This window comes from Pseudomonas sp. B21-056 (genome assembly GCF_026016325.1).
Taxonomy (GTDB): Bacteria; Pseudomonadota; Gammaproteobacteria; order Pseudomonadales; family Pseudomonadaceae; genus Aquipseudomonas.
Genome location: NZ_CP087203.1, coordinates 3667857 through 3691061, shown reverse-complemented (window position 1 = coordinate 3691061; position 23205 = coordinate 3667857). Strand labels below are relative to the sequence as shown.

Annotated in this window: 18 protein-coding genes; 4 read left to right on the top strand and 14 right to left on the bottom strand. The window is 61.7% G+C overall.

The features are described 5' to 3' along the window. Nucleotides 1–12: 12 nt before the first annotated feature. The 6 genes from LOY67_RS15535 to LOY67_RS15510 are packed head-to-tail and all read right to left on the bottom strand — an operon-like array spanning nt 13 to nt 6853. Entirely contained in the window at nt 13–1650 is a 1638-nt protein-coding gene (locus LOY67_RS15535; protein ID WP_265063330.1) for a BatD family protein, read from the bottom strand. Further along, nucleotides 1647–3380, bottom strand: coding sequence for a tetratricopeptide repeat protein (locus tag LOY67_RS15530; RefSeq protein WP_265063329.1), 1734 nt, complete (start codon nt 3378–3380; stop codon nt 1647–1649). Before LOY67_RS15530 ends, LOY67_RS15535 begins: the two co-directional genes overlap by 4 nt. After that, nucleotides 3377–4456 carry a vWA domain-containing protein gene (locus LOY67_RS15525; RefSeq protein WP_265063328.1) on the bottom strand — a complete coding sequence of 360 codons (1080 nt, stop codon included), beginning with the start codon at nt 4454–4456 and terminating at the stop codon, nt 3377–3379. Before LOY67_RS15525 ends, LOY67_RS15530 begins: the two co-directional genes overlap by 4 nt. Continuing rightward, entirely contained in the window at nt 4449–4943 is a 495-nt protein-coding gene (locus LOY67_RS15520) for a DUF4381 domain-containing protein (RefSeq protein WP_265063327.1), read from the bottom strand. Before LOY67_RS15520 ends, LOY67_RS15525 begins: the two co-directional genes overlap by 8 nt. Then, on the bottom strand, nt 4940–5884 hold the full coding sequence (locus LOY67_RS15515; protein ID WP_265063326.1) for a DUF58 domain-containing protein: 945 nt from the start codon (nt 5882–5884) through the stop codon (nt 4940–4942). The genes LOY67_RS15520 and LOY67_RS15515 overlap by 4 nt, the downstream gene beginning before the upstream one ends. Nucleotides 5885–5893: 9 nt before the next feature. Beyond that, on the bottom strand, nt 5894–6853 hold the full coding sequence (locus LOY67_RS15510; RefSeq protein WP_265063325.1) for an AAA family ATPase: 960 nt from the start codon (nt 6851–6853) through the stop codon (nt 5894–5896). Nucleotides 6854–7171: 318 nt separating this feature from the next. Here LOY67_RS15510 and LOY67_RS28565 point away from each other — a divergent pair, with 318 nt between their 5' ends. Then, on the top strand, nt 7172–7411 hold the full coding sequence (locus LOY67_RS28565) for a DUF6124 family protein (protein ID WP_413776133.1): 240 nt from the start codon (nt 7172–7174) through the stop codon (nt 7409–7411). Between the two features lie 235 nt (nt 7412–7646). On the opposite strand, the gene LOY67_RS15505 is transcribed toward LOY67_RS28565, so the two are convergent. The 3 genes from LOY67_RS15505 to LOY67_RS15495 form a co-directional block, all read right to left on the bottom strand. Further along, nucleotides 7647–9356 (bottom strand): ATP-binding cassette domain-containing protein, encoded by a 1710-nt coding sequence (locus LOY67_RS15505; protein ID WP_265063324.1) that lies wholly within the window; start codon nt 9354–9356, stop codon nt 7647–7649. A gap of 30 nt (nt 9357–9386) precedes the next feature. Further along, nucleotides 9387–10559, bottom strand: a complete 1173-nt coding sequence (locus LOY67_RS15500) for a YcaO-like family protein (RefSeq protein WP_265063323.1) — start codon at nt 10557–10559, stop codon at nt 9387–9389. Nucleotides 10560–11080: 521 nt separating this feature from the next. Continuing rightward, a complete protein-coding gene (locus LOY67_RS15495) occupies nt 11081–11434 on the bottom strand; it encodes a hypothetical protein (RefSeq protein WP_265063322.1) in 354 nt (117 codons plus the stop codon). 429 nt (nt 11435–11863) lie between these two features. Between LOY67_RS15495 and LOY67_RS15490 the strand changes: the two genes are divergently transcribed. Further along, nucleotides 11864–16729: an NAD-glutamate dehydrogenase gene (locus LOY67_RS15490; RefSeq protein ID WP_265063321.1), complete on the top strand. Its 4866-nt coding sequence runs from the start codon at nt 11864–11866 to the stop codon at nt 16727–16729. Nucleotides 16730–16924: 195 nt separating this feature from the next. On the opposite strand, the gene LOY67_RS15485 is transcribed toward LOY67_RS15490, so the two are convergent. The 3 genes from LOY67_RS15485 to LOY67_RS15475 all read right to left on the bottom strand — a co-directional run bounded on the left by LOY67_RS15485 (nt 16925) and on the right by LOY67_RS15475 (nt 19486). After that, a complete protein-coding gene (locus tag LOY67_RS15485; RefSeq protein WP_265063320.1) occupies nt 16925–17329 on the bottom strand; it encodes a cupin domain-containing protein in 405 nt (134 codons plus the stop codon). 308 nt (nt 17330–17637) lie between these two features. Continuing rightward, nucleotides 17638–17931, bottom strand: a complete 294-nt coding sequence (locus LOY67_RS15480; RefSeq protein WP_265063319.1) for an antibiotic biosynthesis monooxygenase family protein — start codon at nt 17929–17931, stop codon at nt 17638–17640. A 121-nt stretch (nt 17932–18052) separates the two neighbouring features. Then, nucleotides 18053–19486 (bottom strand): PLP-dependent aminotransferase family protein, encoded by a 1434-nt coding sequence (locus LOY67_RS15475; RefSeq protein ID WP_265063318.1) that lies wholly within the window; start codon nt 19484–19486, stop codon nt 18053–18055. A gap of 204 nt (nt 19487–19690) precedes the next feature. Between LOY67_RS15475 and LOY67_RS15470 the strand changes: the two genes are divergently transcribed. Beyond that, nucleotides 19691–20131 (top strand): carboxymuconolactone decarboxylase family protein, encoded by a 441-nt coding sequence (locus tag LOY67_RS15470; protein ID WP_265063317.1) that lies wholly within the window; start codon nt 19691–19693, stop codon nt 20129–20131. 147 nt (nt 20132–20278) lie between these two features. On the opposite strand, the gene LOY67_RS15465 is transcribed toward LOY67_RS15470, so the two are convergent. Both LOY67_RS15465 and LOY67_RS15460 read right to left on the bottom strand, forming a co-directional pair. Beyond that, nucleotides 20279–21070 (bottom strand): transporter substrate-binding domain-containing protein, encoded by a 792-nt coding sequence (locus LOY67_RS15465; protein ID WP_265063316.1) that lies wholly within the window; start codon nt 21068–21070, stop codon nt 20279–20281. Between the two features lie 75 nt (nt 21071–21145). Continuing rightward, a complete protein-coding gene (locus LOY67_RS15460; RefSeq protein WP_265063315.1) occupies nt 21146–21796 on the bottom strand; it encodes a TetR family transcriptional regulator in 651 nt (216 codons plus the stop codon). 130 nt (nt 21797–21926) lie between these two features. Between LOY67_RS15460 and LOY67_RS15455 the strand changes: the two genes are divergently transcribed. Continuing rightward, nucleotides 21927–23153, top strand: coding sequence for an arabinose transporter (locus tag LOY67_RS15455; RefSeq protein WP_265063314.1), 1227 nt, complete (start codon nt 21927–21929; stop codon nt 23151–23153). Nucleotides 23154–23205 lie beyond the last annotated feature (52 nt).

The window sequence follows — 23205 nt, the reverse complement described above, 5'->3', positions numbered from 1 at the left end:
TGCCCTGTCAGGCTATTTCGGGTAGAGCGGCGGCAACCCGCTGTCACCCAACGGGTCCTGGGAGCGTTCTGCGGCGGGAATGGTGCGAATGGCGCGCCACAGGTCTTCGCCTTGCCAGTGCTGGCCGGTTTCGCTGTAGAGCGCGCCGTTGAGGCCATCCAGGGCGTCGGACAGTGGCACGAAGCGCGCCGCCATGTCGGCCAGGGTTTCCGGCTGTTGGCGGGCCCAGGCGTCGAGGGCCTGGCGGGTGGCGTGGGGGTCGTTGGCCAGACAGGTACGCTTGAGATCGTCGAGCAGGGTGCGTGGACTCGGTCCGGCCTGGGCCGTGCGCAGGACCGCCGGCTGCGAGCGGGCGCGCCACCACAAGCCGAAGCCGAGCAGTGTCGTGCAGGTCAGGAAAAACGAGCTCAGTTGCCAGTACCACAAGGTTTCGCTGTCAACGGTGGTCACGACCTGAGGCGTACCCGTTGGCGTATCCACCATCAGGCTCGGGTTGTTTGCCACTTGCAGGGTTCGCGCCGGCAGGCTGGTGCGGTCCAGGTGATTTTCCAGGGTGTTCCACCAGACCACTTCCACCGGCGGCAGCTCGATGGTACCGCTGCGGTTCGGCACCAGCGCCTCGCGGTCTTCACGGCTGCCGACCAGCCCGCGTTCGCTGCTGCGGCTGCTCAGCACCGGCTGGTCGGGATAGCGCCGCAAGCCGTTGATTTCCGTGGCCGGCAGGGGCGGCAGTTGAGCACTGGCGAGGCCTTCGGCTTCCAGGGTCAGGCTGCGGGTCAGGGAGTCGCCCACCTGACTGTGGGTCGGTTCCGGGCTCCAGCTCTCGCTCAAGGACAGGCTGCGTGCCGGCAGCCATGGCACATCGGCCGGGTAGCTGGCCGGCTTGGGATCGACGGTCAGCAGCAGTGGCGTCGAGCTGACGTGCATCAACTGGCCGGGTTTCGGTCCCGACGGCGCCGCGTCCTGGGCCACTGGCTCGACCAGGGTGGCGCTGAATGTCTGGGCCGGGATCGTCAGTTCGCCGCTGCGCTGCGGGTAGATGCCGTAGCGCAGTTCGATCACGCCGTGGCGCACGTCGTTGATGACTTTTTCATAGGTGCGGGACTCGCCCAACTGCTCGGTGCGTGCATCGGGGATGTGCAGGGGCGTCAGGCTACTGTCGTCGTATAGCGACACGGAATGATAGATGCGCAGGGTCAGGATCGCCTGGGCCTGCACATACACATGGCTCTGGTCGAGGCTGGCCTCGATAAATACCGGTGCCAGGGTCCCGGCCGCATTGCGGGTTTCGCTTTCGATCACTTGCAAGGTGATCGGCTGGCTGGCCACTTCGCCCAAATGCATGGCGGGGATCACCACGGTGCCGCTCTGGCGTGGCAGCAGGGTCACGATCCAGCGCGTGGTGGCGCGGTTTTCGCCGTCCAGGGTGGTCAACTGGTTGACCTGGCGGGTGCCACGCACATCGAACAGCGCCTGCAGCGGGCTCAGATCAGGCTTGCCGAACAGCGTGGCGTCGTTGGATTCCAGGGTCAGTTCCACCGTTTCCCCGGAGTTCAGGCGGCTGCGATCCACGCTGGCTGTCAGCTGCGCAGCCTGGGCGGCGCCGATCCAGAGCAGCAAGACAAGGAACTGGACGGTGAAGCGGATCATTGGGTTTTTCCCTGGGCCTGATGGCTTTGCTGTTCATACCAGAATTTACGCCTGAGCAGTTCACCCGGATTATCCGGGATCTGGCGCAGCCATTGTTCCAACGCCTGATGCTGCTCTTCTTCGTTGCGCTGGCCGGCGGCGGGGCGCAGCGGTGGGGTGGTGCTCTGTTCGTCGGGCAACTCGCTGCCCGGTACGTCCTGGGCGCCCGCCACAGGCTTGTGGGACGCCTGGGTTTCATCCGGTGCCGTGGTTGCCTCGGCAGGGGGCGACTCGGTTCCCGAAGATTGCGCTGGCGTACCGGCGTTCGGCGCTTGCTCGGCGGGGCCCGGCTCCTCGTTTTCGGCAGGCTTGGGTTCCTCCGGCGGCGGTGCCTGCTCTTTCAACAGACTTTCCACCAGGGCCTTGTTGGTTTGCGCCGGGCGCAGGTCCGGTTGCAACTCCAGGGCCTGTTCATACGCATCCAGCGCGGCCTCCAGTTCGCCACTTTTGGCCAGCGCGTTGCCCCGATTGTAATGCGCGCGGGCGTCGCTGCCTTCGGCAAAGCGTCGGGCGGCCTCGCCATAGGCACCGGCTTCGTACAGGGCGACCCCTTGCCATTGGCTGTCTTCGAAGTGGGTGGCGGCCTCGGCCGGGCGTTTCTGCTTGAGCAGATGCTGGCCCTGCTGGTCGGGGCGCAGCCACAGGTCCTGGAATTCGAAGGCATGACCGGTCTGCGGCAGGGCGAACAGCAGCGGCAGGCAGAACAGCCAGCCTCGACGCCCGGCGCAGGCGGCCAGCAGCAACAGTGGCAGGAGCAACCAGTAGCCCTGGTCGGCCCAGGTGTCCAGGCGCAGGGTCTGACCGTCGCTGCGCAGGTGGCGCGGGCCGGCCAGCAGGCCCAGGCCGCGCAGGTCGCTGTCGTCCAGGCGTGCCGGGCGATAACGGCCATCCAGCTCATTGGCGAAGGATTTGAGGCTCGGGCTGTCCAGGCGCGGCAGCAGGATCGCACCTTGCTCATCCTTGAGGTAGCTGCCATCGTTCTGGGCCACCGGTGCGCCTTCCCGGGTGCCGATGCCGAGCATCAACAAGCGCGTGGCGGAGCCTTCAAGCACCTGGTGGATGCCTTGGCGTTCCTGCTCGTTCAACGACGAACCGATCCACAGGATCCGACCATGTCCCAACCCGCCCTGGTCCAGCAGGGCCATGGCCTTGTTAATCGCCAGGTCGGCGCGATGGCCACTTTGCGGCATGATCGAAGGCGCCAGGGCCTCAAGCAGGTTGGCGCTGGTGGACAGGTCGTCGGACAGCGGCACCAGGGTATGGGCGCTGCCGGCATAGACGATGATCGCGGTCTGCGCATCGCTGCGGTTGTGCAGCAGGTCCAGCAGCTTGCGCCGGGCCTGTTCCAGACGCGTCGGTGGGAGGTCGGTGGCGAGCATTTCCGGCGTCAGCTCCAGCACCACCACCAGCGGGTCGGCGGGTTTCTGGCTGGTCTGTTCGACCCGCGCCCAGCTTGGTCCCAGCAATGCCAGCACCATCAGCACCCAACCCAGGCCCAGGGCGATCCAGGGCAGCCGGCTTTCCCGACCGCTGCCGCCACTGAGCAGCACGGCATGGAACGCCGGGGGCAGGATCATCTGCCAGCGGCCCACCCGTTTCTGCCGGTGCCACAGTTGCCAGAGCAACCAGCCCAACAGGGGCAGCAGCAACACGAAAGCGGGGCGCAGCCAGTGTGGCCAGAGAGCGCTCATCGACGCCTCCGCAAACGCAGGCGCTTGAGGCGTTGACGCCATTCGGCGTGATGAGACGGTTGGAACAGCGGTTGGCTGAACAGTCGTTGCAACGGGTTGTCCGGCCAGCGTTCCCGGGCCACCAGCAACATGCTCAACAACAGCGCAACGGCCAACGGCCATTGATAGAGCGCCTGGGCGGGGCGGGCCTGGGTCGGTTGCTGGGTCACCGGTTCAAGCTGGTCGAGGGTGGTCTTGATCGCCAGCAACTGCTCACCGTCCTGGGCGCGAAAGTAGCGGCCGCCCGTGGCCTGGGCGATGTCCTTGAGCGTCGGCTCGTCAAGGTCCAGGCTCGGATTGACGCCGAGAAACCCCGCGGTGCCGCTTTGCTCCGGATCGGCACCGATGCCGATCGGATAAATCTTCACGCCTTCGTCGGCGGCCAGCCGGGCGGCGGTCAGCGGGTCGATTTCGCCACCGTTGTTGGCGCCATCGGTGACCAGGATCAGCACGCGGCTGTGGGCCGGACGCTGGCGCAGGCGCTTGAGGGCCAGGCCAATGGCGTCGCCGATGGCGGTGTTCTTGCCGGCGATGCCGATGCGCGCTTCGTCGAGCCAGCGCCGTACCGTGTGGCGGTCGAACGTCAGCGGCGCCTGGAGATAGGCCTGGCTGCCGAACAGGATCAGGCCGACCCGGTCGCCTTCGCGGCTTTCGAGAAAATCCCCCAGCATATGCTGGACCAGGCTCAGGCGGCTGACTTCTTCGTCCTTCCATTGCATGTCGGGAAAGTCCATGGAGCCGGAGACATCCACCGCCACCAGCAGGTCACGGCCGCTGGCGGCAATCGGCAGCGGCTCGCCCAGCCATTGCGGGCGGGCGGCGGCAATCAGCAACAGCAGCCAGAGCAGGATGAACGGTGCCTGTTGCCGCCAGCTCGGCAAGTGGGTCCGGGCCCGACGCCCGACGAGGCCTTCCAGGTCCTCCAGGAAACTGACCTTGAGCATCGATTCGCCGCTGTCGGCCGCCGGCAGCACCAGGCGCATCAGCCAGGGCAGCGGCAACAGGGCAAAGACCCACGGCCAGGCGAACTCAAACATGCTTGCGAATCCAGATTTCAACGGCGTGGGTCAAGCCGGCAATGGCCTTGTCATCCAGCTTGCACTCGGGCTTGTAGGCACCTTCCACCAGCACCATCCAGCGGGTCAGGCCGGCCGCCGGGCAGCGGTTATCCAGGAAGGCCAGCCACTTTCGCCCATTGAGAGTGTGACTCTGGCTGTAGGGGTAGTGGTTGCGACACAGGCGCTTGAGCAGCCCATTGAGCTGCTGCAGCCAGGCGCCGGCCGGTGCGCCATCGTAGGGTTTGGGCAGCAGCGCGAGTTCGGCCAGGGCGGCCAGGCGCACCGGGTCCAGGGGTTGCTCGGCGCGGGTGATGGCGCGCTTGGCGGGAAGGAAGCGGCGCAATTGCCACAAGCCCAGGCCCAGCAGCGGCAGCAACACCAGCAGCAGCCACCAGCCCGGCGCGGGAGGCCAGAAACCGACGGAAGGGGGCGCTATCAGCGGCTGCAACTGATCGAGGCTGCTCATCGGCTTTTCCCCGCCCGGCCGGGATTCAGGTATTCGCGCAGTTGTTCGACCATGTCGCCCTGGGTGCTGAGGGGCAACATCAGGATTCGCAGCTTCTGTGCCAGCCACTCCCAGCGTTCCTGACGTGCCTCGGCCTGGGCCCGATAGGCCTGGCGCAGGTCGACGTTCAACGTGTCGAGTTCCAACTGCGCGCCGCGCTGGGCGAAACGCAGCAACCCGGCAGCGGGGAGGGCGTGGTCCAACGGGTCCGACAGCGGCAGCAGCAACAGGTCGCAATGACGGGACAACAGGCTCAATTGCTGCTCGGCGCTATCGGACAGCGCACGCTCGTCGCAGATCACGATGACCAGGCTGCCGGGGCGCAGCACTTCGCGGGCCCGGCGCAGGGCGACACCGAAAGACTCGCGGTCCGGCTCGCCGTCGGTGTGCAGCGACTGGTTGACCCGCACCAGGCGATTGAGCAGTTGCAGCAGGCTCTGTTTGCTGCGCCGTGGCTTGACCTCGTAATGGGTGTTGTTGCCGAACACCAGCCCACCGACCCGGTCGTTATGCCCCAGCGCGGCCCAGCCGATGAGGCTGGCCGCCTGGGCGGCAAGCACCGACTTGAACACCTGCCCCGAGCCGAAGAACAGCCGATGGCTTTGCTCGATCATGATGAAGATCGGCCGTTCCCGCTCTTCATGGAACAGTTTGGTGTGGGGTTCCTGGGTCCGGGCGGTGACGCGCCAGTCGATGGTGCGCACATCGTCGCCGGCCTGGTAGACCCGCACTTGATCGAAGTCGACCCCACGTCCACGCAGCTTGGAGTGGTGCAGACCGATCAGCGGGCTGCGCTGGCCCGGCGTCGAGAACAATTGCACTTCGCGCACGCGATGGCGCATCTCGATCAGCTCCGAAAGGCTGACGCGGATGCCCGGTGCGGGCGACGGTGGGTTATTCATGACTCATGCTCAAGCGACAGCGACGACGTCGAGAATCCGCTGCACGACCCGGTCCTGATCGATGCCGGCGGCTTCCGCTTCGAACGACAGGATGATGCGATGGCGCAGCACGTCGAACAGCATGGCCTGGATGTCCTCCGGGCTGACGAAATCGCGTCCGGCCAGCCAGGCGTGGGCACGGGCGCAGCGGTCCAGGGCAATCGAACCCCGTGGGCTGGCACCGTAGGCAATCCACTCGGCCAGTTCCGGGTCGAACTTGGCCGGGGTACGGGTCGCCATGACCAGTTGCACCAGGTACTCCTCCACGGCGTCGGCCATGTACAAACCGAGGATTTCCTTGCGGGCGGCGAAGATCGCCTGCTGGCTTACCCGGCGCTCCGGCGTGGTTTCGCCGTGCAACGCTTCGCCCCGGGCCTGCTGCAGGATACGGCGCTCCACCGCGGCATCCGGGAAGCCGATCTTGACGTGCATCAGGAACCGGTCGAGCTGGGCTTCGGGCAGCGGATAGGTGCCTTCCTGCTCGATCGGGTTCTGCGTCGCCATCACCAGAAACAGCGGCGACAGCTCATAGGTGCTGCGCCCGACGCTGACCTGCCGCTCGGCCATCGCTTCCAGCAAGGCTGACTGAACCTTGGCCGGGGCGCGGTTGATTTCGTCCGCCAGCACCAGGTTGTGGAAGATCGGCCCCTGCTGGAACACGAAACTGCCGGTTTCCGGACGGTAGATTTCCGTGCCGGTGATGTCGGCGGGCAGCAGGTCGGGGGTGAACTGGATGCGATGGAACTGCGCTTCGACGCCTTCGGCCAACTCCTTGATGGCCTTGGTCTTGGCCAGGCCCGGCGCACCTTCCACCAACATGTGGCCGTCGGCGAGCAGGGCGATGAGCAGGCGCTCGATGAGTTTCTCCTGGCCGAGGATCTGCGTTGAAAGAAAGGTTCGCAGCGCAAGCAGCGCTTCACGATGTTCCATCGGTGACGGTTCCTGGAAAGGGTGGCCCAGGGCATTCGGATAACGCCGGGGCTGGGGGCGTTACTTTAATGCATGGCGGGGGGTGGCGACTAACGGGATTTTGATCGGGTGTTCACAATTGTGATCGGTTGGGGAACATGGTGGGGGTGGGCTTGATCCCGCTTGGGCTGCAAAGCACGCACAAAACGGAGGGGTGTTTATCCGGACGTAGGAGCGCTCTGGAACAGGCTACGTTGTCTTGCGCCGTTGCCTACAACTGCGCCAGAATCCGCCGGCTTGTGCGCCTGGGAAGCAGGTTCTATCGTTTCCGGGTCGCTGATGAATCAGCGATCGGGTTTGGTAGCCCGGCTTTTGACTTGGTGCACAGCCCCTGTAACAGAGGCCTTTTCGGTATCTGTGTTATGGCAGTCATGCGCAGGGCGTCTTCGGACGCGCCGGTTCTCCAAGTCACCGGTCTACCAACCCGCGTATGGTCGCCACCTTCGTTTGGTCCTAGGCATCCAACAGCTGATCGAATTGGGTAGCCTGCTGGCAAACCGCGCACTGGACAACATATGAGACGCGTCAGCCGACATAGCCTGTGACATTCCTTGAATCCTGGGCTCACCGCAAAACCTGTGGGAGCCGAGCTCGCTCGCGATGGCGGCGGTACATTCAACATAGATGGAGCCTGACCCACCGCTATCGCGAGCAGGCTCGCTCCCACAGGGGCAAGGGGTGAGCGCAAATTTTCCGGCTGACCCCGGACCTTGTGGGAGCGAGCCTGCTCGCGATGGCGGCAGCAAAGGCGCTACTAATGCCGGATCTCATCCAGCAACAATTTAACCGCTGGCCTGCTCACCAACTCTGGCCACGGGCCATCATCCACGATCGCTCCGCCGTCCATGACGATGACCCGATCAAAGCGGTGCAGATGGTCGACATCATGGGTGACGCAGATGAGCCCGCGATCGGCAAAGACATCGAACAACAGATCCCAGAGGGGGGCGGTCAAGCGGGGTTCGATCGAGGCACTGGGTTCGTCAAACAGATTGAATTTCCCAGGTTTGTTGATCAAGCGCAGCAGTGACAGGCGTTTGGCTTCGCCGCCGGAAATATTCGCTGCATTTTCGCTGATGTGCCGCTGTGCGATCAGGTCCTCGAGTTGCAGGCGCCGTATGGCTTGGTCCAGAAATGGCGATACCCTGCTCCCAAACAGCACTGATCTTTCAAAAAAGCCCTCCAGAAACCGCGGTTGTTGAGGACAGTACCTCACGGCATCCAGGTGTGCTTGAGGGGTTAACATTGAAACCGATGTGGCGTCGATGCTCAGTTGATCTCGGGTCGATTCATCAAGCCCGGCCAGTATTTCCAGAAGAGTGGATTTCCCCGCGCCGCTTGGGCCCGTGATGGCCACCGATTGATCTTGAGAAAATGTTAAGGATCTTTTGACGGACAGATGAAGTGCTCCTTTTTCGGTCACAGCGCATCGGGCGAGTTTCAGTATTGAAGCGCGTTGAAAGTCGAGGTTGGTTTGTCGTTTGCAATGATCGAAATCCGGCAGCGATAGCAAACTCTGAAATTGACACTGATCTGCAAGGAACTGATCCATGACGCGATAGCCTTCGGTCAGGGTGGCGATATTGAGCAAATAGCTTCCAGCAATGGAAAAGATGGCGACTAATTGCCCTACGCTGATATGGGGTTGGCTTGACAGTTGATCCATGACTCCCCAACTGAGCAATCCGCCCGTGGAAAGGCTTATGAACAGAATCTTAGCGGTGCTCAACAGACCGCCAGAGGACGCCGCTGTCACCGTGGCGCTGGCGTAGAGTTTGAAGGCGTCATTCAATGGTTGTATTGCCGTAGGCTCGGCGCGTTCCAGCTTTATTGCTTTGCCGGCATTGAGTGTGCTGTACAGTTGAGCGCTCAATTCGTCCTCCTGTTCATTGACTACATCAATGTGTTTCCTGCGCCAATTGATGATTTTGTAAGTGACAATCAAATAAACAATTCCGAGCCCGGTCATGCCTAGAAAAATCTCGCTCCCTCCCAAGTAAAAGAAAGCGCCACCAACGATTATGAATTCCAGGCACACGGGAAGGCCGACGGTAGCAAGGAATGTCAGCAACCTCTCGTGGGCAGTGATGCCACGCTCTACTGATTTTATGAAATGACCGATTCTCCACGTATGGAATAATGCAAACTCTTTGCGCATGAGGCTCGTGATCCAGTCAATAGAGGCGGTCATGACGATGTGCTGGACCAGTCTGGATAGGAAATGGATTTGCAATGGACTGATAATGGCGTGAATGCAACCGGCGACAATCAGGCCAGACGTCAGTGCGAACAGCGTGGTGGGGGCTACATATGGGGCATCGTGTAAGGAGTCGATGATGATTCCAAGCAGCAATGGCGGGGCGAGCACAATGAGTTTGAGCGCTATGATTGTTGCGATGGTCGATACCAGTAGTGCTGGATGTTTTTTGTAGGCGCTTTTGATCATTGCTTGAATGGTGTTCATTCGCTCGCTCCTGGTTGGTCTCGCGATAGTTCAACCGAGTAACACGTGTTGGGGTACAACCAAGCGCCCGTTCCGAATGATATTGAAACGCTCGGATCCTGGGACGTAAATTTGAGTGACGATGCTGCGATCTGAGAAGTGGGATACGGTTCGGTGGAATATTTTTTTACCGACTTTTGACAGCGTTTTCTGCAGGGTATGTAGTTGAGATGGGACGGTTTCGACGTGGTCGTGTAAAGGGCAGTCGAGTATAGGGAGTCTCAAACTCCTCACAGGCGCAAAGTCAATTAGGTTTTTCAGGTGGTTTGATTGCGACAGAAGGTCTAAGGTTTTACTGTCTACCAATTCTTCGGTGGCGCCATACAGCTCCTCGGACTGGAACTGTTCGGTAACTGCTCTCTGAATGGCGGTATGGATGTTCAGCGAACAACCCGCGCCAATCGGTGACAGGTGATAGACCCCTGGACCCCCTTTGGGAAACGCCACTGCGAAGTAAACAGATAGCACGTCCTTGATAATAACGATCTGTAGCCCACCCGAAGCCTCTAGAGCGGAGGGGTGGTTTAGCAACGCTGTTTCAAGTAGTGCTCTAGAAGGGGCGTATAACTGGATTTTTGGACCGAGCCCGCAGACGGCCATAAAAAAGAGAGAAAGGATATGTCTTTCTATGACTTCCTGAGTGCCATGGAGTAGCGCCTCATTCTTTGTACAGCCATAAGCGATTCCTGAATTGGATGAGTAGCGGGATAGAAATTGCAGTGCAGCACTGTCGCCTTCGCAAATATTTTGTGCTGCGCCAGGGCAAAGCAGAGCGCATGGAGCAAATAGCTCTTTATCTTCGCTTAGCGATGTCAACCTGTAACATTCAATTGGCTCCTGACTACGCGGCAAACTAGTGAAGAGACCATCCTTTTCGACCATTTTTTGATTGGCAATTAGCTCGGATTGATACCACGTTGGATCCTCAGCAGAGGGATGAAAGGTGCTGAAGTGCTCAATGCTTTCTGCCAGCGCACCTATGAGTGAGTCCGAGCCCTTGCCCGCACCCGATTCGATGAGATTGTTATCGCGGTCAAAAAGTTCGGCTGTTGCCACTAGTTTGGATGGCGTGGTGTATTGTGCTGTTGCGCTGAATCCCAGCATGTGAATGGTGGACATGATATTGAATAGCGCTTCGGCGGATGTTAACTCGCGTTCGGACATGGGACCCTCCCTGTTTTTATGGGTGCCGAAAGAAAAAACCTTTCGGCACCCTCTTGCTGGACTTAATCGGTCACTGACTTAATGGGTCAGTGAGGCGAAAAAGTTGGCTTCGGTTACTAGAAGACCTTTGGCGAAGCCCAGTGCATGAGACAGGCCATCGAAGGTATTTATTTCAGAGCGTTTGTTACCCATGTCAATTACTCCTTTTTAGGTTGTTTAGTGTCGCGAAGCGATCACCTAACTTGCGTGCTTTTTCGCAAGTGAGTAATTAATAGCAGTAGGCTCTTGGGCAGGCTATGGTGCAACTTCCGATGCTGAAGTAGGTTTGTTCTTGGCGCTCGGTAGGATGGAGATGTAGGAATCTGCGTTTTTGATAAATTGTCGCTTTTGCTTTTCTATTTCATAGGGTTTGGGTGTTTATGTTTTTCGGGGGAGGGTTAGCGGCCTGGCAAAATGGGGAAACAGGTAGAGACGGCTTAGCCCGCGAGGTGCCCTCCCAGGCACCGCCGCCACCGCTGACATCAAAGCTGACTGATATAAGTCCCCGTCCCCTTGAGAATATTCCGCAACGTTAATTCCACCTCAGCCAAATCCGCCGCATCAGTGTCATGGCTGATCTCCAGCACATCATCCCCATTCAGAGCATCGGCATCCGCCGCCGCAATTTCAATCAGCAAGCGGGTCGGGCTGAGGGTGACCTTGACGCCGTCCAGTGTCGACGGCTCGCCGTCCAGGGCGATTTCCAGCGCGTCTTCATCGGGGTAGCGGGTCATCAGGAACATTTCGCCCTGCAGGCTGTGGCAGCACAGCATGGCCATGTTGTCTTCTTCGTCGTCGCACGGGTTGGCGATCAGAAGGGCGGTGGTCATTTGCATCGGGACGGCTCCTGGCTCGATGAGCCTTACAGGTGCGAAAACGCGGATTTTGCCAGCCTGGGGGATTTACTGCGACCACATGCTTGATCCGTGCGCGATTTCACATCACGGGGTGCCGATTGCTCCCCAGGCTGCTAGGGTTGTTCGATGCATACCGACTGCATAGCGAGCCGATGACCGAATATGTCGCAGCGCTGCAAGCAGGGGCCTTGTCGCACTCGTTAAGCTGCGCAACGGATGCGCGCTTGCATGGGCGTTTCCTGCAGATGCCCATGACATGGAAATGGAATGTGACCTGCGGGTCTTGTCCAGCTTCACCCACCTGTCGTCCTGTTTCCTCTGCCCGAGAATCAGGAACAGGATGGCCGGCAGCCGGAAAGGGGCTGCATGACGCTTCCATCAATAACAAGCCCAAGCGGAGTACCACAGATGGCGTTCTTCACCGCAGCCAGCAAAGCCGACTTCCAGCATCAACTGCAAGCGGTACTGGCGCAGCACATCAGTGAACAGGCACTGCCACAAGTGGCGCTGTTTGCTGAACAATTCTTCGGCATCATTTCCCTCGATGAACTTACCCAGCGCCGGTTGTCCGACCTCGCCGGCTGCACCCTGTCCGCCTGGCGCCTGCTTGAGCATTTCGACCACGCGCAATCGCAGGTTCGCGTCTACAACCCCGATTACGAACGTCACGGCTGGCAGTCGACCCACACCGCCGTGGAAGTGTTGCACCACGACCTGCCGTTCCTGGTGGACTCGGTACGTACCGAGCTGAACCGCCGCGGCTACAGCATCCATACCCTGCAGACCACCGTGCTGAGCGTGCGTCGCGGCAGCAAGGGCGAGTTGCTGGAAATCCTGCCGAAGGGCACCCAGGGCGAGGGCGTGCTGCAAGAGTCGCTGATGTACCTGGAAATCGACCGTTGCGCCAACGCCGCCGAACTCAACGTCCTGAGCAAGGAACTTGAGCAGGTATTGGGCGAAGTGCGCGTGGCCGTGGCTGATTTCGAGCCGATGAAGGACAAGGTCCAGGAGATCCTCACCAGCCTGGACAACAGCGCCTACGCCATCGATGCCGATGAAAAAAGCGAGATCAAGACCTTCCTGGAATGGCTGGTCGGCAACCACTTCACCTTCCTGGGTTATGAAGAGTTCGTGGTCCGTGACGATGCCGATGGCGGCCATATCGAGTACGACCCCGAGTCGTTCCTCGGCCTGACCAAGCTGCTGCGCGCCGGCCTCACCGCCGATGACCTGCGCATCGAAGACTACGCCGTCAACTACCTGCGTGAACCGACGCCGCTGTCGTTCGCCAAGGCTGCGCACCCGAGCCGTGTACACCGTCCGGCTTACCCGGACTATGTGTCGATCCGTGAGATCGACGCCGACGGCAAGGTGATCAAGGAATGCCGCTTCATGGGCCTGTACACCTCCTCGGTGTATGGCGAGAGCGTGCGGGTTATCCCGTACATCCGTCGCAAGGTCGCCGAAATCGAGCGTCGTTCGGGCTTCCAGGCCAAGGCGCACCTGGGCAAGGAACTGGCCCAGGTGGTCGAAGTGCTGCCCCGAGACGACCTGTTCCAGACCCCGGTGGACGAGCTGTTCAGTACCGTGATGTCCATCGTGCAGATCCAGGAACGCAACAAGATCCGCGTGTTCCTGCGCAAAGACCCGTACGGCCGTTTCTGCTACTGCCTGGCCTACGTGCCGCGTGACATCTATTCCACCGAAGTGCGCCAGAAGATCCAGCAAGTGCTGATGGAGCGTCTGAAGGCCTCGGACTGCGAATTCTGGACGTTCTTCTCCGAATCGGTACTGGCCCGCGTGCAATTGATCCTGCGGGTGGACCCGAAGAACCGCATCGACATCGATCCGCTGCTGCTGGAAAAAGAAGTGGTGCAGGCCTGCCGCAGTTGGCAGGACGACTACGCGAGCCTGGTCATCGAGAGTTTCGGCGAAGCCCAGGGCACCAATGTGCTCGCCGACTACCCGAAAGGCTTCCCGGCCGGCTACCGTGAGCGCTTCGCCGCCCACTCGGCCGTGGTCGACATGCAGCACCTGCTGGGCCTGAGTGAAAAGAACCCGCTGGTCATGAGCTTCTACCAGCCGTTGGGCCAGGTCGGCCAGCGCGAGCTGCACTGCAAGCTGTACCACGCCGACACACCGCTGGCGCTGTCCGACGTGCTGCCGATCCTGGAAAACCTCGGCCTGCGCGTGCTGGGTGAGTTCCCGTACCGCCTGCGCCACAACAACGGCCGCGAGTTCTGGATCCACGACTTCGCTTTCACCGCCGCCGAAGGCGTGAACCTCGACATCCAGCAGCTCAACGACACCTTGCAGGACGCCTTCGTCCACATCGTGCGCGGCGATGCCGAGAACGATGCGTTCAACCGCCTGGTGCTGACCGCCGGCCTGCCATGGCGTGACGTGGCGCTGCTGCGTGCCTACGCTCGCTATCTCAAGCAGATCCGCCTGGGCTTCGACCTGGGTTACATCGCCAGCACCCTGAACAACCACACCGACATCGCTCGCGAGCTGACCCGGTTGTTCAAGACCCGCTTCTACCTGGCCCGCAAGCTCACCGGCGAGGACCTGGAAGACAAGCAACTGCGCCTGGAACAAGCGATCCTCACGGCACTGGACGACGTCCAGGTGCTCAACGAAGACCGCATCCTGCGTCGCTACCTGGACCTGATCAAGGCCACCCTGCGGACCAACTTCTACCAGACCGATGCCCAGGGCCAGAACAAGTCCTACTTCAGCTTCAAGTTCAACCCGCACTTGATTCCCGAGCTGCCGAAGCCGGTGCCCAAGTTCGAGATCTTCGTCTACTCGCCACGCGTCGAAGGCGTGCACCTGCGCTTCGGCAACGTTGCCCGTGGCGGCTTGCGCTGGTCCGACCGTGAAGAAGACTACCGCACCGAAGTCCTGGGCCTGGTAAAAGCCCAGCAAGTGAAGAACTCGGTGATCGTGCCGGTGGGCGCCAAGGGCGGCTTCCTGCCGCGTCGTCTGCCGCTGGGCGGCAGCCGGGACGAGATCGCGGCCGAGGGCATCGCCTGCTACCGCATCTTCATCTCCGGCCTGCTGGACATCACCGACAACCTCAAGGACGGCGCCCTGGTACCGCCGGCCAACGTCGTGCGCCATGACGACGATGACCCGTACCTGGTCGTGGCGGCCGACAAGGGCACCGCGACCTTCTCCGACATCGCCAACGGCATCGCCATCGACTACGGCTTCTGGCTGGGCGATGCCTTCGCCTCCGGCGGTTCGGCCGGCTATGACCACAAGAAAATGGGCATCACCGCCAAGGGCGCGTGGGTTGGCGTGCAGCGCCACTTCCGCGAGCGCGGCATCAATGTCCAGGAAGACAGCATCACCGTGGTCGGCGTGGGCGACATGGCCGGCGACGTGTTCGGTAATGGTTTGTTGATGTCCGACAAGCTGAAACTGGTCGCGGCGTTCAACCACCTGCACATTTTCATCGACCCGAACCCGGAACCTGCCAGCAGCTTCGCCGAACGTCAGCGCCTGTTCGACCTGCCGCGTTCGGCCTGGACCGACTACGACACCAGCATCATGTCCGAAGGCGGCGGTATCTTCTCGCGCAGCGCGAAAAGCATCGCCATCACCCCGCAGATGCAGGAACGCTTTGACATCAAGGCCGACAAGCTGACCCCGACCGAACTGCTGAATGCCTTGCTCAAGGCGCCGGTGGACCTGTTGTGGAACGGCGGTATCGGCACCTACGTCAAGGCCAGCACCGAAAGCCACGCCGATGTCGGCGACAAGGCCAACGATGCGCTGCGTGTGAACGGCAACGAACTGCGCTGCAAGGTCGTGGGCGAGGGCGGCAACCTGGGCATGACCCAATTGGGTCGCGTCGAGTTCGGCCTGCATGGCGGCGCCACTAACACCGACTTCATCGACAACGCGGGCGGCGTGGACTGCTCCGACCATGAAGTGAACATCAAGATCCTGCTCAACGAAGTGGTGCAGGCCGGCGACATGACCGACAAGCAACGTAACCAGTTGCTGGCGAGCATGACCGACGAAGTCGGTGGTCTGGTGTTGGGTAACAACTACAAGCAGACCCAGGCCCTGTCCCTGGCGGCCCGTCGCGCATTCGTGCGGATCGCCGAATACAAGCGCCTGATGAACGATCTGGAAGCCCGAGGCAAGCTGGACCGTGCCATCGAGTTCCTGCCGACCGAAGACCAACTGGCCGAACGTGTCGCGGCGGGCCATGGCCTGACCCGTGCCGAGCTGTCGGTGCTGATCTCCTACAGCAAGATCGACCTCAAGGAAGCGCTGCTCAACTCCCTGGTCCCAGACGACGACTACCTGACCCGTGACATGGAAACCGCGTTCCCGGCGACGCTGGTGAGCAAGTTCTCCGAGGCCATGCGTCGCCATCGCCTGAAGCGCGAGATCGTCAGCACCCAGATCGCCAACGATCTGGTCAACCACATGGGCATTACCTTCGTTCAACGGCTCAAGGAGTCTACGGGCATGAGCCCGGCGAACGTGGCGGGCGCCTATGTGATCGTGCGGGACATCTTCCATCTCCCGCACTGGTTCCGTCAGATCGAAGCCCTGGACCACCAGGTGTCGGCCGATGTGCAACTGGAACTGATGGATGAGCTGATGCGCCTGGGCCGTCGTGCGACCCGTTGGTTCCTGCGCAGCCGTCGCAACGAGCAGAACGCTGCCCGCGACGTGGCTCATTTCGGTCCGCATCTGGCGGCGTTGGGCCTCAAGCTCGACGAGTTGCTGGAAGGCCCGACCCGCGAAGGCTGGCAGACCCGCTACCAGGCCTACGTGGCCGCCGGAGTGCCGGAGTTGCTGGCGCGCATGGTTGCAGGCACCACGCACCTGTACACCTTGCTGCCGATCATCGAGGCGTCCGACGTCACTGGCCAGAACGCCGCTGATGTGGCCAAGGCCTACTTCGCCGTGGGCAGCGCCCTGGACATCACCTGGTACCTGCAACAGATCAGCGCGCTGCCGGTGGAAAACAACTGGCAGGCCCTGGCCCGCGAAGCGTTCCGCGATGACGTCGACTGGCAGCAACGGGCGATCACCATCTCGGTCTTGCAAGAGGGCGACGGTAGCCAGGACGTGGAGACCCGCCTGACGCTGTGGCTGGAACAGCACCAGGACCTGGTCGAGCGTTGGCGCGCCATGCTGGTGGACATCCGTGCCGCCAGCGCCACCGACTACGCCATGTACGCGGTTGCCAACCGCGAACTGCTGGACCTGGCGTTGGCAGGTCAGACGGTCGTGACGGCCAACTGATCCGGCGTTGAATGAAAAAGCCCCGCATTGAGAGATGCGGGGCTTTTTTTTGTGCGCGGTTCATGTCGAAACACCGATCTCCCTTGTGGGAGCGAGCCTGCTCGCGATAGCGGTGGTCCAGCCAACATTATCGTCGACTGACCCGCCGCTATCGCGAGCAGGTTCGCTCCCACAGGGGAAGTCTGTTGTAAGCCGTTAGTTTTTCAGAGGGATCAACACCGCTTCTTTCTCACCCATCACCATGAACACCAGCAGTTTCGCCGGCTCGGTCGCGCTGGCGTTTTTCGAGACCAGGTGCTCGGAACCCGCGGCCTCGTACCAGAACTCGCCGGCCTTGTAGGTGATCGCCGGCTCGCCTTTGACCTGGGAGGTAATGGCGCCCTCGAGCACATAGGCCATGGCCGTGCCTTCGTGTTTGTGGGCGATGGACGACTGGCCTGGGGCGTAGTCGACGGTCAGCATCATGGCTTTTTTGCCCGGCAGGTTTTTCAGCATTTTCTCCTGCAACACCTGGACCTTCTCCGAAGGTGCGGCTTCGTGGGCGTAGACCTGGGCGAGGGGCAGCAGGCTGAGGGCGGCGATCAGGCAGAGGGTTTTCATGGCAATGGCCTTCGTGGGTTTTGAGTGGATCCGCGCGGTTGCGGCGATGGATCCACCCTATGCCCGATGGCGGGGTAAGCAAATGTCCAATCTTTCGGAAGGGGGGTAGACCAATTGGCCTACCAGAAATTGCAACTGACTGGACCGTAACCCTGTGGCGAGGGGATTTATCCCCGTTCGAGTGCGCAGCACTCGCCAAATTGGCGCCGTCACGAAGATCTTGGGGGCCACTGCGCAGCCCAGCGGGGCGGTGCGACGTTTCGCTAAATCCCCTCGCCACAGGGGGGGCGGCTCAGGAGTGCGGCAGTTCAGACAACCGGGAAACTATTGAAATCCACGCTTCGCGCCAGGCGGCTGTCGATCAGGCCGATAAAGCCCTGCACTTCGGGGCAGTTGAAGTGGGCTTGCATGGCCGCTTCCGATTGCCAGCGGGCGCTGACGGTCCAGCGGTCGCCGTCCACCGGGCAGCGGTCGACCCAGTAGGCGTCGCAACCGGGCTGCGTGCGCAGGGTTTCGACGATGTGCTGCAACTGTCGGCCCAGTGCTTCCGAGCGACCGGCGGCGGCTTGCACCTGTACGGTATTGATCACTTGGCGAGACATTGTTCAGGCTCCTGAATCAAGTCGGACGGAGGTGTTCACAATCAACGATACCCGTGCAGGATAGGCCTGCATGGGTCAGGCTCAAACAGCCAATGGGCGGATAAGCAGGCAGTCCAATCGGTCAGGCGACCTGCTGCAGGATGTCCCGCAGGCGATCCAGGGCGATGTCGATGTCGAGGATTTCGATGGCGCCGAAACCGAAAAACAGGCCCGGCCGCGGCGGTACTTCGTTGAAGAAACCATTGAGGCTGTACAGCCCGACCTCGACTTTTTTCGCCAGTTCGATCACCAGCGGCAGATCGATCGGTACTTTGCACAATACCGCCAGGTGAAAGCCGGCGGTGGTGGGCACGGCCTCGAACCAGGGCGACAGATCCCCGGCCATGCGCGCCAGGATCCGCTCGCGTCGTCCGGCGTACAGGGCGTGGCAGCGACGAATGTGCTTGAGCAGGCAGCCTTCGGCGATGAACTTGGCCAGTGCCCATTGGGGCAGGGTGGAGGTGTGCTGGTCGGTGAGGCGTTTGGCCAGGATCACCGCTTCGAGAATCGCCGGCGGGAGGATGGCGTAGCCGAGCCGCAACTCCGGCAGCAGGGTCTTGGAGAAGGTCCCGACGTACGCCACGACTCCACGCTCGTCCATGCTCTGCAACGAGTCGGCGGGCCGGCCTTCGTAGCGGAATTCGCTGTCGTAGTCGTCTTCAATGATGATCGCGCCGAGCTCATAGGCCCGCGCCAGCAGGGCCTCGCGACGGGCCTGGCTCAGCGGCATGCCCAAGGGGAACTGGTGGGAGGGGGTGACATAGATCAGTCGCGTGCCGTCCGGAATCAGGTCCACCCGCATGCCCTGGTCATCCACCGGCACTCCGGCCACCGTGGCGCCGTGGGAGCCGAACAGCAGTCGCGCCGGCGGATACCCCGGATCTTCCATCGCCACCAGGCTGCCGGGCCGGGTCAACACCCGTGAGATCAGGTCCAGGGCCTGTTGCGCACCGTTGCACACCACCACGTCGTCGTCCTGGCAATTGACCCCTCGGGAAAACGCAATGTGCCGGGCTATGGCATTGCGCAGCGCCGGCAGGCCACCGGGCTGGCTGTAGAAACCCTTGGCATTGGCGATCTGGCGCAAGGCGTGGGCGGTGCAACGACGCCAGTCGTCCAGGGGGAAATGGCCTTTTCCGGTGGCGCCGCCGATGAAGTCGTAGCGCAATGCGCTTTCGTGCGTCGGATGACGCAGCAGGTCCGGCATGTTGCGCCAGGCCTCGACGACATCGGCCCCGGCCAACTCCCGGTGGCTTTGTTTGCGCACGACTCTGGCCGGCCGCGCATTGACGTAGGTGCCCTTGCCGATGATGCCGGTGAGGAAGTTCTCGTAGGTCAATTGGGCGTAGGTGTCGGAAACGGTCTTGCGCGAAACGCCCAGCTGTTCGGCGAGCAGGCGGCTGGGTGGCAGTTGCGTACCGGCCGCCAGGCGACCGCTTTCGATGGCGCTGCGCAACTGTTGATACAACTGACTTGTCAGGTCCTTGCGGCCGTTGATGACGACATGAAGTTCCATACCCGCGGGCTCCTGGACAATCGCCTGGCGGCAGCGTCAAAGCGGCAAGATTACCTGCATTGTGCAACCGGATAGAAGTTGCGTGGAGAAAATCCCGCAGATTGGTCAGGCACGGGGTGGTCCTGGTTTTTTTCGAGCAATTGGACCTGTCGCCGATGGCCCCCAGGTTCTACCGTGACGGTATCACTCGCCACGGAGCTCGTCATGAGCCAGCGTCTGGATTACTACAATGCGTCCCCCGGGGCGATGAAAGCGATGTTTGGCCTGGAGGCGTTGACCAGCCGCCTGAGTATCGAGCCGGCGCTGTTGCACCTGATCAAGATCCGGGCCTCGCAACTCAACGGATGTGCCTTTTGCACCGACATGCATTCGGTGGATGCACGACGCCTGGGCGAGACCGAACGGCGTCTGTACGCAGTAGCCGTATGGCGCGACAGCGGTTTTTTTACCGCCCGCGAGCGGGCTGCCCTGGCCTGGACCGAAGCGGTGACGCTGTTGGCCCAGAGCCAGGTGCCGGACGATGTCTATACCCTGGCCCGTTCCTGCTTCAGCGAGGAGGAGTTGGTGGACCTGACGTTGGCGATCAGCACCATCAACAGTTGGAACCGGCTGGCGGTGAGTTTTCGCCAGAGCCCTAGTGATTGAGTCAGCCAGTAGTGCGGTGTCTGGTCGGCCGCTTCGCGAGCAGGCTCGCTCCCACAGGGTTTGGCGGCGTGCTCGGGGTGTGTGAGCGAGCACGATTCTGGGTGGGAGCGAGCCTGCTCGCGATGGCGGTGGGCGACTCGCGCTGAGTCACTGCGCCTCGGGAACCGCCAGCCACTGGCCGATGACTTTCTGGTAGCTGCCGTTCGCCTTGCTCAGGTGCAGCCACTGATCGACATACATCTTCCAGGTGGTGTCGTCCCGTGGCAGCAGGTAGGCCTTCTCGCCATATTGCAGGTACCGGGTCGGGTTGACGGCGCACAGGCCGGGCTTGAGTTTCTGCTGGTAGAGCGCCTCCGACGCATCGGTGATCATCACGTCGGCTTTCTTGTCCAGCAGTTCCTGGAAGATGGTCACGTTGTCGTGGAAACTGAGCTGGCCCTTGGGCACGAAGGCGCGCACAAAGGCTTCGTTGGTACCGCCGGCCGGTTCCACCAGGCGCACCGAAGGCTGGTTGATCTGCTCCAGGGTCTGGTAGCGCGACTGGTCTTCGCAACGGACCAGTGGAATCTTGCCATCCACGTCCAGGGTATTGCTGAAGTAGGCTTTCTTCTGGCGCTCGAGAGTCACCGAGATACCGCCCATGCCGATGTCGCATTTGTCGGCGATCATGTCCGGCATCAGGGTTTTCCAGGTGGTCTGTACCCATTGCACCTTGACGCCCAGGCTCGCGGCCAGGGAGCGCGCCATGTCCGTGTCGATGCCTTCGTATTCGCCGGTTTCAGTTTTGTAGGTGTAGGGCTTGTAGTCGCCGGTGGTGCAGACCTTCAGTTCGCCACGTTGCAGGACCTGGTCCAGATGCGAAGGCGCAGGCTCAGCCTGGACGCCCCAGGACAGTGCCAGCAGGCCGCAGAAGGTCATTGTGCTTGTTATGTTTTTCATCGGGCACGCGTCTCGCAAGGGAAGGGGACAGGACGGGGCAGTGTAGTAAAAGCCTTCGCGGGCTGTCACTGGCACTCATTGCGCAATCGCGAGGGGCCGTTGCCGGAGGCTCTCGATGTAGGCGCAGAACATGTCGGCCATGGCGCGGGCATAGTCTTCAATTTCCCCAGTCGAGCGTGGTGCCGCCGAAAATTGCTTACCCACCATACTGAGCGTCGTGATGATCAGGTCGCCCGCCAGGCTCCGGGCCTGTGACGAGGCGGCAGGCAGTACTTGCAGCATGAATGCGTCTATCGACTGCTGCACCGACATCCGTGCCTCCCTCGCCTCGGGGGCATCGCGGTAGAGCGGGGCGGCGTCGTTGAGGGCGACACGCATCTGCGCCTCGTCGCATTCGGACTGGATGAACGCCCTGACAAGGGTATGCAGCCGCTCGAAGGGTGGCTTCAGCTGGTCTTCAAGAATCTCGCGCAGCATGTCGCTGGTTTGCCGCCACTCATCACTTTGCAGCCGGAACAGGATAGCCGCCTTGTTCGGGAAGTACTGATACACCGACCCGACGCTGACACCGGCCCGTTCGGCCACCCTGGCCATGGTGAAGCGCGAGGCGCCCTGGGTCGCCAAAACCTGAACAGCAGCTTCCAGAACTGCCGCGACGAGCTCGGTGGAGCGCGCCTGCTTGGGCTGTTTGCGCGAGGAAATCTGTGGGCTTGGGCGTTCGGACATGAAGGCATGAACCTCTGGAGGGGAATGCGAATAGAAAACGCGACGGATTATTCGTATCTTGAATGCGACGAATTAATCACATTTTAGTCAGCTTCCTGGTTGCGTCGCATCCTTTTCTGCGGAGATGTCCATGACTCAAAAAAACATTCATCACGGTGCTGCGCCAGTACCCCCGGCTGCGCTTGATGGCAGCGTGGTCCTCAGGTTACTGCCGCTGACACTCACCGTGTTCATCGGTTTCCTGACGATAGGCCTGCAGCTACCGGTCTTGCCTTTGCATCTGCATGACACGCTGGGTATGGGCACGCTGGTCATTGGCCTGGTGGTCGGGGCGCAGTTCGCCGCGGCGTTGCTGTCACGGGCCTGGGCCGGCAACTTCGCGGACATGCGTGGCGGCAAGCGCGCGGTCATGGTCGGGCTGCTGATGGCGGCGGTTTCCGGGCTGGTTTACCTGGCTTCCCTGGCGTTCGTCGCTGAACCCATTCTGTCGACCTGGCTATTGCTGGCCGGCCGCGTCCTGCTGGCGCTGGGCGAGAGCCTGATCGTCACCGGCGCGTTGGGGTGGGGTATGGGGCTGGTTGGCGCCCGGCATGCCGGCAAGGTCATGGCCTGGAACGGGATTGCCATGTATGGCGCCTATGCGCTGGGCGCCCCGGTCGGTGTGGCACTGAACAGCGGTTGGGGCTTCACCGGCATCGCTGTCGCCGCGATGTTCATCCCGTTGCTGGCGCTGGCGATCGTCAGCGGTGTCCGGCCTGTTGCCCCCACGGCGACGCGGCGTACACCGTTCTACAAGGTGCTGGGAACCGTATGGGTTCCTGGCCTGGGATTGGCCTTGTGCAGTGTCGGCTTCGGCGTCCTCACTGCGTTCATCGCCTTGCTGTTCGCGGCACGGGATTGGGGCGATGCTTCCTTGGCCTTCTCGGCTTTCGGCCTGGCGTTCATCGGTGCTCGCATTCTCTTCGGCCATCTTCCAGACAAGCTTGGCGGAGCGCGTGTCGCCTTGGCCTGTGTGCTGATCGAGGCCGTCGGGCTGTTGTTGATCTGGGGTGCCGACAGTGCCGCCATCGCCTACCTGGGCGCGGCATTCACCGGTTTTGGTTATTCGCTTGCGTTCCCGGGCTTCGGCGTAGAGGCCGTGCGACGTGCCCCGGCGCAGAATCGTGGGCTGGCCATGGGCGCCTATGTCGCGTTTCTGGATATCTCCCTGGGTATCACCAGCCCGTTGGCCGGTGCGTTGGCCAGCGGCTGGGGCATCGGTGCGGTTTACCTGGGCGGGGCGGTGGCTGTCGCACTGTCCTTTCTCGTCGCGTTGAGGTTGCTGATGCAGGACGCGCAAGGAAAGCAGGTTGTTTGAGTTCAATCAGGACTTGCTTCGTATTGTCCTGAAAACCCGTTCTGATAAAGGA

Coding starts and splice junctions, on each gene's coding strand:
- LOY67_RS15455 (WP_265063314.1), top strand. CDS start 21,927: ATGACTCAAAAAAACATTCATCACGGTGCTGCGCCAGTACCCCCGGCT.
- LOY67_RS15520 (WP_265063327.1), bottom strand. CDS start 4,943: ATGAGCAGCCTCGATCAGTTGCAGCCGCTGATAGCGCCCCCTTCCGTC.
- LOY67_RS15510 (WP_265063325.1), bottom strand. CDS start 6,853: ATGGAACATCGTGAAGCGCTGCTTGCGCTGCGAACCTTTCTTTCAACG.
- LOY67_RS15480 (WP_265063319.1), bottom strand. CDS start 17,931: ATGTCTCGCCAAGTGATCAATACCGTACAGGTGCAAGCCGCCGCCGGT.
- LOY67_RS15515 (WP_265063326.1), bottom strand. CDS start 5,884: ATGAATAACCCACCGTCGCCCGCACCGGGCATCCGCGTCAGCCTTTCG.
- LOY67_RS15490 (WP_265063321.1), top strand. CDS start 11,864: ATGGCGTTCTTCACCGCAGCCAGCAAAGCCGACTTCCAGCATCAACTG.
- LOY67_RS15500 (WP_265063323.1), bottom strand. CDS start 10,559: ATGTCCGAACGCGAGTTAACATCCGCCGAAGCGCTATTCAATATCATG.
- LOY67_RS15495 (WP_265063322.1), bottom strand. CDS start 11,434: ATGCAAATGACCACCGCCCTTCTGATCGCCAACCCGTGCGACGACGAA.
- LOY67_RS15485 (WP_265063320.1), bottom strand. CDS start 17,329: ATGAAAACCCTCTGCCTGATCGCCGCCCTCAGCCTGCTGCCCCTCGCC.
- LOY67_RS28565 (WP_413776133.1), top strand. CDS start 7,172: ATGAATCAGCGATCGGGTTTGGTAGCCCGGCTTTTGACTTGGTGCACA.
- LOY67_RS15460 (WP_265063315.1), bottom strand. CDS start 21,796: ATGTCCGAACGCCCAAGCCCACAGATTTCCTCGCGCAAACAGCCCAAG.
- LOY67_RS15465 (WP_265063316.1), bottom strand. CDS start 21,070: ATGAAAAACATAACAAGCACAATGACCTTCTGCGGCCTGCTGGCACTG.
- LOY67_RS15525 (WP_265063328.1), bottom strand. CDS start 4,456: ATGTTTGAGTTCGCCTGGCCGTGGGTCTTTGCCCTGTTGCCGCTGCCC.
- LOY67_RS15470 (WP_265063317.1), top strand. CDS start 19,691: ATGAGCCAGCGTCTGGATTACTACAATGCGTCCCCCGGGGCGATGAAA.
- LOY67_RS15505 (WP_265063324.1), bottom strand. CDS start 9,356: ATGAACACCATTCAAGCAATGATCAAAAGCGCCTACAAAAAACATCCA.
- LOY67_RS15475 (WP_265063318.1), bottom strand. CDS start 19,486: ATGGAACTTCATGTCGTCATCAACGGCCGCAAGGACCTGACAAGTCAG.
- LOY67_RS15530 (WP_265063329.1), bottom strand. CDS start 3,380: ATGAGCGCTCTCTGGCCACACTGGCTGCGCCCCGCTTTCGTGTTGCTG.
- LOY67_RS15535 (WP_265063330.1), bottom strand. CDS start 1,650: ATGATCCGCTTCACCGTCCAGTTCCTTGTCTTGCTGCTCTGGATCGGC.